The 16,566-nt window shown below is 65.4% G+C and carries 13 protein-coding genes; 10 read left to right on the plus strand and 3 right to left on the minus strand.

The window, feature by feature from the left end:
- Positions 1-228 precede the first annotated feature (228 nt).
- The 8 genes from AWB70_RS02110 (at position 229) to AWB70_RS02145 (ending at position 6,604) form a co-directional block, all read left to right on the plus strand.
- Positions 229-1,266: an acyl-CoA dehydrogenase family protein gene (locus tag AWB70_RS02110; protein WP_053567296.1), complete on the plus strand. Its 1,038-nt coding sequence runs from the start codon at positions 229-231 to the stop codon at positions 1,264-1,266.
- The gene (locus AWB70_RS02115; protein WP_053567295.1) at positions 1,254-2,045 is read left to right on the plus strand and encodes a PIG-L deacetylase family protein; all 792 of its coding nucleotides are present in this window, start codon (positions 1,254-1,256) and stop codon (positions 2,043-2,045) included. The genes AWB70_RS02110 and AWB70_RS02115 overlap by 13 nt, the downstream gene beginning before the upstream one ends.
- Positions 2,042-2,656, plus strand: a complete 615-nt coding sequence (locus tag AWB70_RS02120) for a class I SAM-dependent methyltransferase (protein ID WP_053567294.1) — start codon at positions 2,042-2,044, stop codon at positions 2,654-2,656. Before AWB70_RS02115 ends, AWB70_RS02120 begins: the two co-directional genes overlap by 4 nt.
- Before the next feature lie 209 nt (positions 2,657-2,865).
- Positions 2,866-3,885, plus strand: a complete 1,020-nt coding sequence (locus AWB70_RS02125; RefSeq protein ID WP_045450185.1) for a LacI family DNA-binding transcriptional regulator — start codon at positions 2,866-2,868, stop codon at positions 3,883-3,885.
- Positions 3,882-5,135 (plus strand): AGE family epimerase/isomerase, encoded by a 1,254-nt coding sequence (locus tag AWB70_RS02130; protein WP_053567293.1) that lies wholly within the window; start codon positions 3,882-3,884, stop codon positions 5,133-5,135. Before AWB70_RS02125 ends, AWB70_RS02130 begins: the two co-directional genes overlap by 4 nt.
- A gap of 5 nt (positions 5,136-5,140) precedes the next feature.
- Complete coding sequence (locus AWB70_RS02135; protein ID WP_045450183.1) at positions 5,141-6,052, plus strand: carbohydrate kinase family protein; 912 nt, start codon at positions 5,141-5,143, stop codon at positions 6,050-6,052.
- A gap of 67 nt (positions 6,053-6,119) precedes the next feature.
- Positions 6,120-6,341, plus strand: coding sequence for a hypothetical protein (locus AWB70_RS02140; RefSeq protein WP_041730052.1), 222 nt, complete (start codon positions 6,120-6,122; stop codon positions 6,339-6,341).
- A gap of 17 nt (positions 6,342-6,358) precedes the next feature.
- Positions 6,359-6,604 (plus strand): hypothetical protein, encoded by a 246-nt coding sequence (locus tag AWB70_RS02145; protein ID WP_014190139.1) that lies wholly within the window; start codon positions 6,359-6,361, stop codon positions 6,602-6,604.
- On the opposite strand, the gene AWB70_RS02150 is transcribed toward AWB70_RS02145, so the two are convergent.
- Positions 6,601-7,251, minus strand: a complete 651-nt coding sequence (locus tag AWB70_RS02150) for a glutathione S-transferase family protein (protein ID WP_053567292.1) — start codon at positions 7,249-7,251, stop codon at positions 6,601-6,603. The genes AWB70_RS02145 and AWB70_RS02150 overlap by 4 nt on opposite strands.
- A 234-nt stretch (positions 7,252-7,485) precedes the next feature.
- Here AWB70_RS02150 and AWB70_RS02155 point away from each other — a divergent pair, with 234 nt between their 5' ends.
- A complete protein-coding gene (locus tag AWB70_RS02155) occupies positions 7,486-11,055 on the plus strand; it encodes an indolepyruvate ferredoxin oxidoreductase family protein (protein ID WP_053567291.1) in 3,570 nt (1,189 codons plus the stop codon).
- Here the strand turns inward: AWB70_RS02155 and AWB70_RS02160 are convergent, their stop codons facing one another.
- Positions 11,056-12,372, minus strand: a complete 1,317-nt coding sequence (locus AWB70_RS02160) for an EAL domain-containing protein (protein ID WP_053567581.1) — start codon at positions 12,370-12,372, stop codon at positions 11,056-11,058.
- 316 nt (positions 12,373-12,688) lie between these two features.
- Here AWB70_RS02160 and AWB70_RS02165 point away from each other — a divergent pair, with 316 nt between their 5' ends.
- A complete protein-coding gene (locus tag AWB70_RS02165; protein ID WP_053567290.1) occupies positions 12,689-14,356 on the plus strand; it encodes a Na+/H+ antiporter in 1,668 nt (555 codons plus the stop codon).
- 130 nt (positions 14,357-14,486) lie between these two features.
- Here the strand turns inward: AWB70_RS02165 and AWB70_RS02170 are convergent, their stop codons facing one another.
- Complete coding sequence (locus tag AWB70_RS02170) at positions 14,487-16,502, minus strand: YadA family autotransporter adhesin (RefSeq protein ID WP_159680147.1); 2,016 nt, start codon at positions 16,500-16,502, stop codon at positions 14,487-14,489.
- Between the last annotated feature and the right edge of the window lie 64 nt (positions 16,503-16,566).

A 16,566-nucleotide genomic window follows, 5' to 3' on the forward strand; every position in this document is an offset into this window, starting at 1 on the left:
TGCGGCCTTCGTGTCATTTGAGCGCGGTTTCGCGCCAACGTCGATTCGGCCAAACGAAATAGGCCAGAACGCCTGACTTTTCGCATCGAATCGCGGTTCGGCGCTGCCACGCGTCCGACGTTTTGGCCTACTCCTTCTGGCTGAATGGCGGCCGGGCATGTCCCTTGCCACACTCCTGTTCATAGCAAGCCAGGAAGCGAATACAGGACACGTCATGCGGGACGAAAGATGAATAAAGTCGAAGACCATGCGGCAGCATCCACGTTGCGCGCCTTTCTTGGCGAGATGCTGTTTCAGCGCGGCAATGCCGAAGACACGGGCCGTGCGTTGCGCGCGCTGATCGATGCCGGTCTGGACCGTCTGCCCTTGCCCGGTCACGGCAGAACGAGCGAGCGCTGGCGTGCGCTCGGCGCCGTAGCCGCTTTCGACTTGTCGCTCGTCAAGCTGTACGAAGGTCATACGGATGCGCTGGCGATTCTCGCCGAACTCGACGAAGACCGGCCGAACGACGGCAGCGCATGGGCCGTATGGGCCGCCGAACCGCCGAACGCGCGTCTTTCGGCACTGGGCGACCCCGGCGCGGCGACCGTGCTGCTGCAAGACACTAAGTTCTGGTGTTCCGGCGCGGCATCGGTCACGCATGCGCTCGTGACCGCCTGGAACGAGCGCGGCGAACCGGTGCTCGCAGCCGTCGACTTGAGCGAGGATGGCGTGCAAATCACCGGCGCGGGCTGGCAAGCGGTGGGCATGCGAGCGAGCGCGAGCGTCGATGTCCGGTTCGAGCGCGTGCGCGCGCGGTTGATCGGACCGCCGCGCGGCTATCTGGAGCGTCCGGGCTTCTGGCACGGCGGAGCAGGCATCGCCGCGTGCTGGTTCGGCGCGGCAGCCGGTATCGCCGAATTCGTCGCGCGCGACGCGAAACAGCGCGCCGGGCCGCACAAGCTCGCGCATCTCGGCGCCATCGACACGACGCTCAGCGCAACGGCGGCGCTGCTGCGCGAAACGGCCGCGTTGATCGACCGCCAACCCGCCGCCGACGCGCTCCTTCCCGTCATGCGCGCACGTCTCGCGGCGGAGCGTGCGGCGGCGTTCGTTGTCGAGCACGCGGGCCGTGCGCTGGGCGCGGGCCCGCTCTGCCGGGACGCGCACTTCGCGCAGCTCATGGCCGACCTGCCCGTATTCATTCGACAAAGCCACGCCGAGCGCGACGAAGCATCGCTCGCCGAACGCGTCATCGAGGAGGAAAGGATTTCATGGCAAGTGTGAGCACGCGAGCGCCGGCCGACCCGACAGCAATCGATCGAACCATTTCCGGCGATGGCACACCCGAAGCCGCCTGGCAGGGTTGGGGGCGTCTGGGTGCATTGCCCGAAGTCGATCCCGCGGTACTCGTGCCATTCGGCGGGCGGGCTGTCGTAGTCGCGCCACACCCCGACGACGAAATCCTCGGCACCGGCGGACTGCTCTCGCGTCTTTCGGAAATCAGCCGGAACATACTCATCATCGCCGTGACGGACGGCACCGCGAGCCACCCGGATTCGACCGAATGGCCGCCCGAGCGCCTTGCACGCGTGCGGCCGCAGGAAACGCGGTCCGCGCTGCAACGGCTGCGCCTGCGTCATGCCCAGGTGGTCAGGCTCGGATTTCAGGATGGCGAGCCCGGCGGTATCGATGCGAATTTATCAGGAATGCTATCCGAACATCTTCAACCGGGTGATATCGTTTTCACGACTTGGCGCTATGATGGGCATCCCGACCACGAGGCAGCCGGGCGCGCCGTTCATGCAGCGGCCGAAGCGCTCGAATTGCCTTGCGTGGAGGTGCCGCTCTGGACCTGGCACTGGGCGTCGCCGGACGATACGCGCGTGCCATGGAGCCGTGCCCGCCGCATCGTTCTCGACGGCGCAACGCACGCCCGGAAACTTCGGGCCGTGCAGGCTTTCCGAAGCCAACTCGAACCTGACGCCGCAACCGGTCAGGCGCCAGTACTGCCAGACCATGTGCTGGCCCGGCTGACGCGGCCTTTCGAAGTCGTACTCATATGAAAAACAACACTAACAATACTAAGCAGTACTTCAATGATCTTTATCGCGAAAACGACGATCCCTGGAAAATCCGCCATCGCTGGTATGAACGGCGAAAGCGCGCGCTCACGCTCGCTTCACTGCCGCACGAGCACTACGCGCGCGGTTTCGAACCCGGGTGCGGCAACGGCGAACTGACCGCGCTGCTTGCGGCGCGCTGCGACCAACTCATCGCCACCGATATTTCCGAGGATGCCGTGGCGCTGACGCGGCAACGGGTCGCACACTGTCCGAACGTCGAGGTTCAGCAGATGCTGTTGCCCGATGTATGGCCAAGCGGGAAGGTCGATCTCGTCGTGATCAGCGAAATCGGCTATTACCTTGACGAGCCGCAGCTATGGCATATCGTCGAGCATATTCACCAGAGCTTGTCGCGCCATGGCGCGGTGGTCGCGTGCCACTGGCGCAGGCCAATCGAAGGCTGGAGTCAGAACGGCGACGACGTTCACGCCAAGCTGCGCGGCCGCATGAGCATGCCCGTGCTCTGCCACTATTGGGACGACGACCTGGTTCTCGATGTCTGGGCACCCGACACGCGCTCGATCCACGACCGGGAAGCATCAGAGGCTTAATGTTTCTCCTTTTTTACTAAACAAACAAATCGCAAGGAATCTCATATATAACAAGGATCTACTGGTTTTCTCCTATCTCATATAGGCTGTTTTCCCGGTTTTTTACTATACAATCGCTCTCGAAAAGCGAATCCGGCGGGCGCGGTAAACATTGCCCCGCGGGAAAGAGGTAGAAAGCCGAGAAACAGGCGGAGACAGAGAACACCACGATGGCCACCACCATTCGCGATGTCGCGCGTGCGGCAAGCGTCTCGATCGGGACGGTGTCGCGCGCGCTCAAGAATCAACCGGGTTTGTCCGAAGCCACGCGCGTGCGCGTCGTCGAAGTCGCGCAGCAGCTCGGCTATGACTCGGGACAGTTGCGCACGCGCATTCGACGCGTGACTTTTTTGCTGCACCGGCAGCACAACAATTTCGCCGTCAGCCCGTTTTTTTCGCACGTGCTGCACGGTTTTGAGGAAGCGTGCCGCGAGCGGCGTCTCGTTCCGTCGGTGCTCACCGCCGGTCCGACGCACGATCTCGCGCAGCAAATGCGGCTGCATGCGCCGGACGCCATCGCGGTCGCGGGCTTCGTCGAGCCCGAACTGCTCGCGCACCTGCATTCGCTCGCGCGGCCCACCGTGCTGATCGATCTTCGCGCGCCGGGTTTTCGCTCCGTCAACATCGACAACGTGAAGGGCGCGTCGCTCGCGATGCAGCATTTGTTCGCGCAGGGGCGGCGGCGCATCGCGTTCATCGGCGGATCGCTCGCGCATCACAGCATCGCGCAGCGTGCGCTCGGCTATCGGAAGGCGTTTTTCGACGCCGGCCTGCTCTTCGACCCAACGCTGGAAATCATGACGCAGCCCGGCCTGCCCGCCGATCTCGCCGCCGCCGATGCGATGGAGCGCCTGATCGCCGACGCCCGCGCGCAATCCGCTCCGCTGCCCGACGCCGTTTTCGCCTATAACGATGCAGCAGCCCTCGCCGCGATGCGCGTCTGCCTCATGCACGGCTTGCGCGTGCCGGACGACATTGCGTTCGTCGGTTTCGACGACATCCCGGCCGCCGCGCAAAGCACGCCGCCGCTCTCGACCGTGACCGTCGACAAGGAAGCGCTCGGGCGACGCGGCGTCGAGTTGCTGCTGGAAGATCAATCGAGCCCGCCGAGCCAGGCCGACACGCTCGTCGCCGTCACCTTCGTTCCGCGCGCGAGCTCGGGCACGAAACAGGACATCAGCACGCCATGAACATGACCGCCTCACCTGCCCTCGCGGAAGAAGTGTCAGTGAAACGCGCGACCGATTTCCGCAGCCGCGACTTCCTGCTCTCGCACGTGCGCGACACGCTCGCGTTCTATGCGCCCAACGCACGCGATTCGTCCGGCGGTTTCTTCCATTATTTCAAGGACGACGGCAGCGTCTACGACCGCACGACGCGCCATCTCGTCAGCAGCACGCGCTTCGTCTTCAATTACGCGATGGCCTACCGCCATTTCGGCGACGCCGCCTATCAGGACGACGCGCGCCACGCTTTCAAATTCCTGCGCGACGCCCACTGGGACGCCGCGAACGAAGGCTACGACTGGGAAATCGAGTGGCGCGACGGACAGAAGCGCACGCTCGACGGCACGCGCCACTGCTACGGCATGGCGTTCGTGCTGCTCGCGTGCGCGCATGCGGCGATGGCGGGCATCGACGAAGCGAAGCCGATGATCGACGAAACCTTCGCGCTCATGGAAAAGCGTTTCTGGGACGCCGACGCCGGCCTCTACGCCGACGAAGCCACGCCCGACTGGCAGCTTTCCGCCTATCGCGGGCAGAACGCGAACATGCACGCGACCGAGGCGCTGCTCGCCGCGTACGAGGCGACCGGCCACGTCATCTATCTGGATCGCGCGGAAAAGATTGCGGGCAATATCACGCTGCGGCAGGCGAAGCTGTCGCACGGGCTCGTGTGGGAGCATTTTCACCGCGACTGGTCGGTGGACTGGCACTACAACGAATCCGACAGCTCGAACATCTTCCGGCCGTGGGGCTTTCAGCCGGGGCATCAGACCGAATGGGCGAAGCTGCTGTTGATTCTGGAGCGGCATCGCGCGCTGCCGTGGCTTTGCCCCCGCGCCATCGAACTGTTCGACGCCGGATTCAGCCGCGCGTGGGACAGCCGTCACGGCGGCCTCTACTACGGCTTCGGCCCGGACGACAGCATCTGCGACCACGACAAATATTTCTGGGTGCAGGCGGAAAGTTTCGCCGCGGCGGCGCTGCTCGGCGCACGCACGGGCCGCGAACGTTTCTGGGACTGCTACGACGAACTGTGGCGCTATAGCTGGGCGCACTTCGTCGATCACGAATACGGCGCGTGGTATCGCATCCTCACGTGCGACAACCGCAAGTACGGCGACGAGAAGAGTCCGGCCGGCAAGACCGACTATCACACGATGGGCGCGTGCTACGAAGTGCTGAACGCGCTTTCTTCGCCCCAAATCTCACGGTGAACACCATGGCAAGCGAGCATTCCAACTTCCCGCAGTTCGTGTCGGCGGGCGACATCCTCACCGACATGATCCGCACCGACGTGTCGAGCTGGCTTTCTCGTCCCGGCGGCGCGGGCTGGAACGTCGCGCGCGCCGTGGCGCGGCTCGGCCTGCCGACCGCCTGCGCCGGCTCGCTCGGCACGGACAATTTCTCCGACGACCTGTGGGAAGCGAGCGCCGCATCCGGTCTCGACATGCGCTTCATGCAGCGCGTGGAGCGCCCGCCGCTGCTCGCGATCGTCCACAAGACGCAGCCGCCGACGTATTACTTCATGGGCGAGAACGGCGCGGACCTGGCGTTCGATCCGTCGCGGCTGCCGCCAGGCTGGATGGAGCGCGTGAAATGGGCGCACTTCGGCTGCATCAGCCTCGTGCGCCAGCCGCTCGGGCGCACGCTCGCCGCGCTCGCCGCGCAGTTGCGCGAACATGGCGTGAAGATCAGCTTCGATCCGAACTACCGCAATCTGATGGAGCACGGCTACGAGCCGATCCTGCGCAACATGGCGGGTCTCGCCGATCTCATCAAAGTGTCGGACGAAGATCTGCACATGCTGTTCAAGGGCATGCCGGAAGCCGACGCGCTCGCGAAAATCCGTTCTATGAATCCCCAGGCCACCGTGCTCGTCACGCGCGGTTCGGCCGAAGCCACGCTCTACGCCGGCGACGAGCAATTCAGCGCACGCCCGCCGAGCGTCGAAGTGGCGGATACGGTCGGCGCGGGCGATGCGTCCATCGGCGGATTGCTCTACAGCCTGATGACGCGCCACGGCGGCTGGTCGGATCACCTGAAGTTCGCGCTCGCGGCGGGCGCGGCGGCGTGCCGGCATTCGGGCGCGCATTCGCCGTCGCTGGAAGAGGTCGAAGATCTGCTGAAATAAGCTGTCGCACGCGTTAAATAACTGCGTGCTAGCATGGATTTCGTCCTTGCCGGGAGGCGCAGCCATCATGGAAGACACGACCTACACGAAAGGCCTGTATACGGCGACGATCGGCGTGCGCGCCATCGACGGCGGCAAGTTCCAGGGTCTCGTCTCGCTCGCACGCGACGACGGCGAGGATACCGATGCGACGCTCTACGAAGTGGAAGCCGCATCCGGGAACGAAGAGGAAGCGCTGAACGAAGCGCGGGCGCTCGCGCACCGCATCCTCGGCGAAATCGAACTCTAGATGCATCGGAGGAAATCATGCCGGAGCAGATCTTCCTTTATGGCGTCTACGCCATCCACGTGAGGCCGGTCGAGCTGCAAGGCTCGCGCTGGGACGCGGAATACGAGATCCGTCATCACGACAAGGCGGTGCAGCCGTGGACGACCGTCGGCGGCGATGACGGCCTCGCCGACAAAGCCGAGGCGGTCGAACTCGCGCACCAGCGCGCGGTGTCGGATATCGAAGCCGGCGCGGGCATTCCGAAGCCGCGCGCGTTTCCCTAAATCTCGTTCGACGGGTGCGCGAGGCCCACGTGCGTATTGAGCGCGAGCCGCTCCGCCTCGCGCCGGTCGATCGCTGACGCGCGCTCGTAGCCTTCGCGCGCGAGCGAGCGCTCGACGTAATCGAAGAGCACGCCCTGCGGCTCGATCAGCTTCGCCTTGAACGCGATCTGCAATGTGCTCGCCACGAGGATATCGGCGGCGGTGAACGGATCGCCGAGCAGCCACGGGCCTTCTTCGAGCGCGCTTTCGATCGCGTGCTCGACGCGCCCGAGATCGCCCCATCCAAAGCTCACGGAGTTGCCCTGCGCGCCGGTCATGCGCTCGGCCATTGCCGGTTCCAGACACGAGCCGGTGAAGAACATCCATTGCAGAAAGCGGCCGCGCGACGGATCGTGCAGCGGCACGCCGAGCCCGGTTTCCGGATGCCGGTCCGCGAGATAGAGCAGCACCGCGCCCGATTCGGCGACGCGCACGCTGCCGTCTTCGAGCGCGGGCAGCTTCGACATCGGATTGACGCGGCAGAAGCTGGCGTCGTTCTGCGCGCCCGCGCGAATGTTCACGAACGCCAGTTCATACGGCACGCGCATTTCTTCGAGCATCCACAGCGCGCGAAATGCGCGCGTCTTCGGCCAGTAGAAGAGCTTCATCGGCGTCGCTTTTTGTCGGCTTCGAGGCGTTCAGATTAGTCCCTTCGCGCGCCGCCGCCTGATCCGGGTATACGCGTAGCCGCGACGAATCGAGAAAATTCCTCTCGCTCTTCGCCCAAATGGACCGGATGTTTCTCGATGCGCGCGGAATCCGGGCAAGTGCGCAAAAACATTCCGCATTTGTCGACAAAGAATGTCGCATTGCCTCGCATACCTAGAAAGACCGGAGAACCCATGAACGCGCGCGTCCCCGCCGATATCTTTTCGCCTCCCGCTTTGTCCGATTACCAGTTGGGCGACAACCTGTCCGCCACCAAAGGACGCATCTTCCTGACCGGCACGCAGGCGCTCGTGCGTCTCGTGCTGATGCAGCGCGAACTCGACCGCGCCGCGAACCTGAACACCGCCGGTTTCATCAGCGGCTATCGCGGCTCGCCGCTCGGCATGGTCGATCAGCAATTGTGGAAGGCGAAGAAACTGCTCGCGTCGCACGACGTGCGCTTTCTGCCCGCGATCAACGAGGAACTCGGCGGCACGGCCGTGCTTGGCACGCAGCGCGTGGAATCGGACGCGGAACGCACCGTCGATGGCGTGTTCGCGATGTGGTACGGCAAGGGCCCGGGCGTCGATCGCGCGGGCGACGCGCTCAAGCACGGCAACGCCTACGGCTCGTCGCCGCACGGCGGCGTGCTCGTCGTCGCGGGCGACGATCACGGCTGCGTGTCGTCGTCGATGCCGCATCAGAGCGACCAGACGATGATTTCGTGGCACATGCCGGTGGTGAATCCGTCGAACGTCGCGGACATGCTGGAATTCGGGCTTTACGGCTGGGCGCTGTCGCGCTTTTCGGGCGCGTGGATCGGCTTCAAGGCGATTTCGGAGACGGTCGAGTCCGGCTCGACCGTCGATCTCGACGCGATCCGCACCGACTGGACCGCGCCCCAGGATTTCACGCCGCCGCAAGGCGGCCTGCACAACCGCTGGCCCGATCTGCCGAGCCTGACGATCGAAGCGCGGCTCGCCGCCAAGATCGACGCGGTGCGCCATTTCGCGCGCACGAACAGCATCGACAAATGGATCGCGCCGAGCCCGCGCGCGAACGTGGGCATCGTGACGTGCGGCAAGGCGCATCTGGACCTGATGGAAGCGCTGCGCCGCCTCGATCTGACCGTCGCGGATCTCGATGCGGCCGGCGTGCGCATCTATAAGGTCGGGCTGTCGTATCCGCTGGAAACGACGCGGCTCGAAACTTTCGTCGAGGGTTTGAGCGAAGTGCTCGTGATCGAGGAGAAAGGGCCGGTCATCGAGCAGCAGATCAAGGATCATCTGTACAACCGCGTCGATGGCGCGCGGCCGGTGGTCGTCGGCAAGAATGCGCAGGACGGCTCCGCGCTGCTTTCCGCACTCGGCGAACTGCGTCCGTCGCGCGTGCTGCCGGTGTTCGCGCAGTGGCTTGCGCGTCACAAGCCGGCGCTCGATCGCCGCGACAAGGTGGTCGATCTCGTCGCGCCGCAAATCCTCTCGAACATCGCCGATGCCGTGAAGCGCACGCCCTACTTCTGCTCGGGCTGCCCGCACAACACCTCGACGAAAGTGCCGGAAGGTTCGGTCGCGCAGGCCGGCATCGGCTGTCACTTCATGGCGTCGTGGATGGAACGCGACACGACCGGTCTCATTCAGATGGGCGGCGAAGGCGTCGACTGGGCGTCGCATTCCATGTTCACGAAAACGCCGCACGTCTTCCAGAATCTCGGCGACGGCACGTATTTCCATTCGGGCATTCTCGCGATTCGTCAGGCCGTGGCCGCGAAGGCGAACATCACGTACAAGATTCTCTACAACGACGCCGTCGCGATGACGGGCGGCCAGCCGGTCGACGGCAGCATTTCCGTGCCGCAGATCGCGCGGCAGGTGGAAGCGGAAGGCATCGCTCTGCTCGTCGTGGTCAGCGACGAGCCTGAAAAGTACATCGGCCACGAAGATCAGTTTCCGCGCGGCACGACGTTTCATCATCGAGGCGAACTCGATGCCGTGCAGCGCCGCCTGCGTGACACGCCGGGCGTCACCGTCCTGATCTACGACCAGACGTGCGCCGCGGAAAAGCGCCGCCGCCGGAAAAAGAAGGAGTTTCCGGATCCGGACAAGCGCCTCTTCATCAACGAGGCCGTCTGCGAAGGCTGCGGCGATTGCGGCGTGCAGTCGAATTGCCTGTCGGTCGAGCCGGTCGAAACGGAACTGGGACGCAAGCGCCGCATCGATCAGTCGTCGTGCAACAAGGATTATTCGTGCGTGAACGGTTTCTGCCCGAGCTTCGTCACGCTCGAAGGCGCAAAGCTCAAGAAGGCCGAAGGCCACGCGTTCGATCCCGCCGAGCTCGCGCGCCGCGTCGATGCGATGCCGCTGCCGCAAGGCGCGCTCGATAACGCGCCCTACGACATTCTCGTGACGGGCGTCGGCGGCACGGGCGTCGTGACGGTCGGCGCGCTCATCAGCATGGCGGCGCATCTGGAAGGCAAAAGCGCGTCGGTGCTCGATTTCATGGGCTTCGCGCAAAAGGGCGGCTCGGTGCTGTCGTTCGTGCGCTTCGCCGCGACGGACGCGCTGCTGAACCAGGTGCGCATCGACACGCAGCAGGCCGACTTGCTGCTCGCCTGCGACATGGTCGTCGGCGCGAGCCCGGAAGCGTTGCAGACGGTGCGGCACGACCGCACGAAGATCGTCGTGAACACGCACGCGATTCCGAACGCGAGCTTCGTGCAGAACCCCGAGGCGAATCTTCACGCCGATGCGCTGCTCGACAAGATGCGTCACGCCGCCGGCCCCAATGCGCGCGACGCGATGCGCAGTTGCGACGCGCAGGCGCTCGCGCAGCGTTTTCTCGGCGACACGATCGGCGCGAACATTCTGATGCTGGGTTTCGCGTGGCAGCTCGGTCTCGTGCCGCTGTCGCTGGCGGCGCTGATGCGCGCGATCGAACTGAACAATGTCGCGGTCGCGGCGAACAAGCTGGCGTTTTCCATCGGCCGTCTCGCGGCGCACGACATGAAAGCGCTCGAATCGCTGACGGCGCGCGTGCAGGCGCAACATATCGCGATGAGCGAGATGACGCTGCCCGAACTCATCAGCGATCGCGAAGAGCGTTTGCTCGCGTATGGCGGCGCAAAGGTCGTCGGGCGCTATCGCGCGCTGGTCGGGAAGGCATCGGCGAACGAGGACGTGAAGCGCGCCATCGCGATCTCGTTCTACAAGCTGCTCGCCGTGAAGGACGAATACGAAGTGGCGCGCCTGCATGCGGACCCGGCGTTTCGCGCGTCGCTCGCGGCGCAGTTCGAGGGCACGGCCGGCTCGGATTACGCGGTGAAGTTCAATCTCGCGCCGCCGGTTCTGTCGCACGGCGGCGTGCCGAAGAAGAAGACTTTCGGCCAGTGGATGTGGCCCGTGTTCGGCGGACTCGCGAAGTTCCGCGCGCTGCGCGGCACCGCGCTCGATCCGTTCGGCAAGACGCTCGAACGCCGCATGGAGCGCCAGCTCGCGGATGACTTCGAGGTCACGATGACGCGCGCGCTAGCGGGTCTCGATGCCGGCAACGCGAACGAGACGAAAGCGCTCGCCGCGCTGTTCGAGAAAGTGCGCGGCTACGGCCACGTGAAGCTCGCGAACGTCGCGATGGTCAAGCGCAGCGAACGCGAAATCGCCGCGCGCCTCGGCATCGAAGCGGCGACGGGCGATGCGGTGCGCGCCGCCATCGCCACGATGAAGGGCGCGTCGTCGCTCAAGGGCATCCCGGTCGTCGTGGCGAAGTAATCAGTCGCCGTCTTCGGGAAGCCAGTCGATGTCGCCGCACAGCACGCAGCGCTTGCCTTGCGAGCGCGTCTCCACGGACAGCGTGACGCACGGCATCGCCTCGTTGATCGACAGATACGGCCGGGTCACGTGCACGCGCTCGGGATCGCCGAGCGCCGCGCGAAAGTACGGGCGCCGCAGCCAGTTGGCGCCCTGCGCGTCGATGAGCGGCAGAAAGCGCGCCTCGTGCGCGGCGCGGTCGGCGCGCAGCACGACGTTGCGGCCCGCCTGCCTGCCGTTCTGATCGAGCAGGAAGCAGCGCGCGGCGTGGTCGAGCGCGAGGAAATTCCAGCACACTTCGTCGAGCGGCTCGCCCGCCGCGAGCCGTTCCGCCGCGCGCTCGAACGCGCGGATGTACGGCTGAAGGCGCGTCGCTTCGCGCCGTTCGCGGGCTTCGGTCTGCATGCGATACCGGTCGGTCAGTTCGCCGATGACATCGCGCGCGTGAATGCCGTCCGCCAGGCCGGGATGCGGCCGCGCGAAGAAGAACCCCTGCACGAAATCCGCGCCGCTCGCGAGCGCGAGTTGCGCTTCGTGCTCCGTCTCGACGCCTTCCATCAGCACGAGCTTGCCCGCTTCGTGCAGCAACGACACGATGCCCGAAAGCACCGCCTCCATGTTGCGCCGCTGCTTGAGCGTGCGCGCCGACAGCGGCGCGTGCACGTTGTGGCCGGCGTGCGAAAGCATCACGCGGTCGAGCTTGACGATATCCGGATCGAGCTGCCAGATGCGCTCGATGTTGGTATGCCCCGCGCCGAAGTCGTCGAGCGCGATGAGAAAGCCGTGATCGCGGAATTGCTGCACCGCGAGGGCGAGCCGCTCGATATCCTCGGCGCTGTGCTCCAGCACTTCGAGCACGACGCGGCGCGGTTCGATGCCGAGCCGCCGGAGATTCGCGAGCAGCGCCGCCGCGTGATACGGCTCCGTCAGCGCGCCCGGATGCACGTTCAGAAAGAGCCATTCGTCTTTCGCGCCGAGCATCTTGAAGTTTTCGAGATGCAGCGCCTGCGCGAGCCGGTCGATCTGCAGCGCTTCGCCGACGCGCGACGCCTGCCCGAACACGTCGAGCGGCGACACCGGCCGATCGAGCGAATCGTGCGCGCGCAGCAGTCCTTCGTAGCCGACCGCGCGCATGTGCGACAGGCTGAACACCGGCTGAAAGACGCTCGAGAGCGTCCAGTCTCCATGCTCGACCGAATAGCGGTCGTATCCCGATGTCACGCCCAACTCGAAGCTGCGCGCGCAAACGGTCGTCTTTTCGGGGTTTGCGATCGTCATGCCGATGCCCTCGCCTGATCGGTCGCCCACGTCCTGCATGCCTTCGTCATAAGTGCCGCCCTCGGTGATCTCGTCGGGAGTCTCGATGTCCCGTGGCTTGCGGTAAAGCAAGCTCCATGCGCACTGCGTGCCGCGCATCGCCGTGATTCGACCCGTCCGATGCACCGCCGACAGGCGATTTCGCGTGCACATGCACCGTCGCGGTGCGTCGTCGGCGGCCCGCATCGCTGCCTGCGCGGCGAGCACGGGCTAAACTTTCGGCTCATCGAAACAATGTAAGACGCCGCACGTAACGGGTATCGGCTGTATCGCACACATGGAAATCGTTTTTACCGTCCTCATTCTTCTGCTCGCGGTGGCGCTCTCGGGATTCGGCCTCTCGCTGCTTCCCGTGAAATTGCCGCTGCCGCTGATTCAGATCGCAATCGGCGCGTGTCTCGCGTGGCCGGGCTTCGCCCTGCACGTCACGTTCGATCCGGAGCTCTTCATGCTGCTGTTCATTCCGCCGCTGCTGTTCGCGGATGGCTGGCGCATTCCGAAGCGCGAGCTTTACATGCAGCGCCGCGCGATCCTGATGCTCGCGCTCGGGCTCGTGTTCATCACCGTCGTCGTGCTCGGCTATTTCCTCCACGCGATGATTCCGTCGATGCCTCTGCCCGTCGCGTTCGCGCTCGCCGCCGTGCTCTCGCCGACCGACGCCGTCGCGCTGACGGGCATCGCGGGACGCAAGCGCATTCCGGCCGGCCTCATGCATATCCTGGAAGGCGAAGCGCTGATGAACGACGCGTCGGGCCTCGTCGCGCTGAAGTTCGCGATCGCGGCCGCGTTGACGGGCGTGTTCTCGCTGCGAGATGCGACCATCAGCTTTTTCATCATCGCGGCGGGCGGGCTTGCGATCGGCGCGGCGATTAGCTGGGCGGTCACGGAGATTCCGGCGCGTCTCCTGAAATTTTCCGAGGACGACGATCCCGCCGCCGGCGTGATCCTGACGATCCTGATTCCGTTCGCGTCGTATGTGATGGCCGAGCATCTCGGCTGCTCGGGCATTCTGGCGGCCGTCTCGGCGGGCATGATGATGAACATCCAGAGCCTGCGCGACAGCATTCCGAGCGCGGTGCGCGTGCGCATGACGAGCACCTGGACGATGATCGAATTCGTCTTCAACGGCATGGTGTTCATCCTGCTCGGACTGCAGTTTCCGCACATTCTCGGGCAGGCGGTGATCGAGGCGCATCACGACAGCGACGCGCAAGTCGGCGTTCTGCTCGGCTATGTGTTCGCGACGGTGATCGCGCTGTACGCGCTGCGTTTCGTCTGGGTGTATTCGCTGCGCTGGGTCGCGGCGCGCCGGACGGTGAAGCAGGGTCTCGAAAGTGCCGCGCCGGGTGTTCGCACGCTCGCGCTGACGACGATCGGCGGCGTGCGCGGCGCGGTGACGCTGGCGGGCGTGCTGTCGCTGCCGGTGACGCTGGAAAACGGCGCGCCGCTTGCCGGGCGCGATCTGGCGATATTCATCGCGTCGGCGGTGATTCTCGTGTCGCTTCTGGTCGCGGTGATCGGTTTGCCGCTGATGCTGCGCGGCATCGAGCGCGAGAAGAATCCGCATGCGGCGGAAGAGCGCATGGCGCGGCGGCGCGCGGCGCAAGCGGCGATTCGCGCGATCGACGATACGCACGAGGAGCTGATCGAGCAGATGGATGAAGCCGCGTCCGCCCGGTGCGCCGATTCGACGGCGCGGGTGATGAGTTTGTATCGGCGCCGGCTGGAACAGTTGGGCGATGACGAAGCACCGCGGGCCGCGGCCAAGAAGAGCGAAATGATGGAGACGCGGTTGAAGATGGCTGCGTTACGGGCCGAGCGGGCTGAACTGTTGAATTTGCGGTACTCGCAGGCGATCAATGATGAGACGCTCAATAAGTTGATGCGGGAGATCGATCTTTCGGAGACGGCGATTGTGAATCGGAAGCGGGGGACGGGGGGGTAGGGTTGTGTGGGATGGCCGCGTTGCCTTCCGAGAGGGCTGTCATGCCTTGGTGCGTTGCGTGCTTCCTCCGCGCTCGCTAACGGCGCGGCATCGGCGACGCTTCGCGCGCCGATGCCGCATTCATGCCGCGTTACTCGAAGGTGTGCGTCATGCCGACCACCACGCCGATATCCGGCGAGGACAGCGTCGGCGTCATCGTGAGACCGCCGTTGAAGCGCCAACGGCCGTTATCCGACGTGCTGCCGACACCAAGCGCAAGACCCATCTGGTTATGGTAGTAGCCTGCGGCGGCTGCCGCCGACACCTTGCCGGGACGATCGTCGTAACGCAGCCCCGCAATGGCGATGGCCGCCGCGGTTGCGCCATACGACTTCTTCAGGTTGTCGTCCAGGCCGGATCTCAACTGGTTGACGTTGACGGCGTCGGTCCCGTTGATGCCCGGCGCGACGTTGGCGATGCGCCGCTCGCTCCCCGCCGATCCCACCGAAACTGTGTTCGGCTCCGTAGCCACCGAATTCGCACCGAGCGCGATGGAGTTGTCCGCGCGTGCATCGGCACCCGTGCCGAACGCCGCGCTGTCCGCGCCCGACGCCGTGCTGCCGCTGCCCGCGCTCAACGCATTCGCGCCGCTTGCAACGGGCGCGGTGCGTGTGTCCGGATTGCTGGTGATCCACCAGTTCGCTGCCCTGTTCTCCGCCTGCTGGAGTTGCGTCACGTTCACGGCGTCAGTAGCGGCCACGCCCGCCGCCACGTTGTGCAGACTCACCGGCGCACTGCTGTCGGGGCCGACGAGCGTGACATCGTTCGATACCGGCGCGCCGAATGCGCCCAGCCCGACGGTTGGCGAAACCGCCATCGAATATTGCAGCGGCGCATTGTTCTGCAAAGCCGCGAGGGCCGCGCCCGCGTTGTTCTGCGTCTGGCCGTACACGCTGTAGTTTGGCGCGCTGACCTTGCCGGTGGACGGGTCATAAACAGCGCCGCCGCCAAGAGCGTCAGCCGTGCTGACAGCCAGTGTGCCGAGTTGCCCGACGTTCACCGCGTCGGTCGCGGCGACGCCTGCCGCCACGTTGTGCAGCGTGACCGGCGCGCTGCTGTTGGGGCCGACGAGCGTGACATCGTTCGATACCGGCGCGCCGGATGCGCCCAGCCCGACTGTCGGCGCAGCAGCCGTCGAATATTGCAGCGGCGCATTGTCCTGCAAAGCCGCGAAGGCCGCGCCCGCGTTGTTCTGCGTCTGCCCGTACACGCTGTAGATCGGCGCGCTGAATGCACCCGTCGACGGATCGAACGCTGCGCCGCCGCCCAGCGCCGCCGCAGCGCCCGCGCCGAAGTTGTTGACCTTGAGGTCCTCTGCTTCAAGCGCCAGATTGGTCGCGTTCAGTTGAGAACCGTTCACGGCGTCCGTGCTCGTCGCGCTGATTCTCCCCGCCGCGACATTGGTCATGGTGCGCTCCGAACCGGCCGAGCCGATACTGACCACGCTTGTGGGAGCGGTTCCAGCAAAGGCATACGTGTGTCCGTTGATGGCCGCCGATGACGTCCCCACTGCGGTGTCGGTCACGCTTCCCGTGCCCAGCGCGATGTCGTTGGTATTGAGCGCGCGTGCGCCAACGCCAATCGATACGCTGTTGTCCTGAGCCGCCACGGCCTGCGCGCCAAAGGCCAGCGCGTATTTTCCGGAGGCGATGGCGCCCGACGTTTCGTCGCCGCCGAAGGCAAGTGCGCCGTATCCCGTCGCTTTCGACGATGCGCCGATCGACACCGCGAAATCTCCCGTGGCCCACGTACCGGTGGAGTAGGGATGGCCGCCGATCGCCACGGAATTCTTGCCCGACGCCAGGGCCATGTCGCCGATCGCGACCTGAGACGCCGCGCCGGATGCATCGGCGCCGAATCCGAGTGCGACCGCTGAGCCGCCCGTCGCACTGTCGATGATCGCCTTCGCCCTGTTACCGATTGCCACGCTCGACCCCGCAACCGCGCCCGGCAAGTCGCCTGCCTGGGCGTTGGACCCGATCGCGATGGAACCGGGCGTGCCCGACGCATTGCTCGATGCATGCGCGCCGGGGCCGACCGCGATATCCGGAAATTGTGATGCCGTGCCGCCCGCAATCGCCGTCTGAGCTTGGCTTTCGGTTGCCAACAGCAAAGCCGCGGACGAGCACAGCGCGGCCGTCACACGGCGCCAGGCCGCATCTCGCAGCGCA

This window comes from Caballeronia cordobensis (genome assembly GCF_001544575.2).
In the GTDB taxonomy this organism is placed as follows: domain Bacteria; phylum Pseudomonadota; class Gammaproteobacteria; order Burkholderiales; family Burkholderiaceae; genus Caballeronia; species Caballeronia cordobensis.

Coding starts and splice junctions, on each gene's coding strand:
- AWB70_RS02125 (WP_045450185.1), top strand. CDS start 2,866: ATGGCCACCACCATTCGCGATGTCGCGCGTGCGGCAAGCGTCTCGATC.
- AWB70_RS02115 (WP_053567295.1), top strand. CDS start 1,254: ATGGCAAGTGTGAGCACGCGAGCGCCGGCCGACCCGACAGCAATCGAT.
- AWB70_RS02165 (WP_053567290.1), top strand. CDS start 12,689: ATGGAAATCGTTTTTACCGTCCTCATTCTTCTGCTCGCGGTGGCGCTC.
- AWB70_RS02160 (WP_053567581.1), bottom strand. CDS start 12,372: ATGACGATCGCAAACCCCGAAAAGACGACCGTTTGCGCGCGCAGCTTC.
- AWB70_RS02155 (WP_053567291.1), top strand. CDS start 7,486: ATGAACGCGCGCGTCCCCGCCGATATCTTTTCGCCTCCCGCTTTGTCC.
- AWB70_RS02110 (WP_053567296.1), top strand. CDS start 229: ATGAATAAAGTCGAAGACCATGCGGCAGCATCCACGTTGCGCGCCTTT.
- AWB70_RS02150 (WP_053567292.1), bottom strand. CDS start 7,251: ATGAAGCTCTTCTACTGGCCGAAGACGCGCGCATTTCGCGCGCTGTGG.
- AWB70_RS02145 (WP_014190139.1), top strand. CDS start 6,359: ATGCCGGAGCAGATCTTCCTTTATGGCGTCTACGCCATCCACGTGAGG.
- AWB70_RS02120 (WP_053567294.1), top strand. CDS start 2,042: ATGAAAAACAACACTAACAATACTAAGCAGTACTTCAATGATCTTTAT.
- AWB70_RS02135 (WP_045450183.1), top strand. CDS start 5,141: ATGGCAAGCGAGCATTCCAACTTCCCGCAGTTCGTGTCGGCGGGCGAC.
- AWB70_RS02130 (WP_053567293.1), top strand. CDS start 3,882: ATGAACATGACCGCCTCACCTGCCCTCGCGGAAGAAGTGTCAGTGAAA.
- AWB70_RS02140 (WP_041730052.1), top strand. CDS start 6,120: ATGGAAGACACGACCTACACGAAAGGCCTGTATACGGCGACGATCGGC.